Origin of the sequence: Bradyrhizobium sp. Mp27 (genome assembly GCF_029953005.1) — a bacterium.
In the GTDB taxonomy this organism is placed as follows: Bacteria; Pseudomonadota; Alphaproteobacteria; order Rhizobiales; family Xanthobacteraceae; genus Bradyrhizobium; species Bradyrhizobium barranii.
The window spans coordinates 1-220 of sequence record NZ_JASAUS010000823.1 but is presented as its reverse complement, the minus strand read 5'-3'; the positions used below and the strand labels follow the sequence as shown (position 1 = coordinate 220).

Below are 220 nucleotides of genomic sequence, written 5' to 3'. Positions count from 1 at the left end.
GCCAGGTCTTCGATGCGGCGTCGATGAGCTTGAACACCATCAGCTTCGCAGTTTGTTGCGACAGCGATCCCTTGGTCCGCACCGTTCGGTGGCGCACCGTGGCGAAGACGCAGAGCTGGCCCCGGTTGTTTGGACAGCGCCCCGCTGGATTTAAGTGGATTCCTGCCGGGTTATGCTGAACGCGGGGCTTTACGGTTTTGTCGTTGCGTCGGGAGGGCGT

At 61.4% G+C, this 220-nt stretch carries 1 protein-coding gene; it reads right to left on the bottom strand.

From position 1 onward, the window contains the following. Nucleotides 1-220 (bottom strand): hypothetical protein (locus tag QJT78_RS52780; RefSeq protein ID WP_281461012.1); only part of this gene is annotated, 220 nt, incomplete at both ends.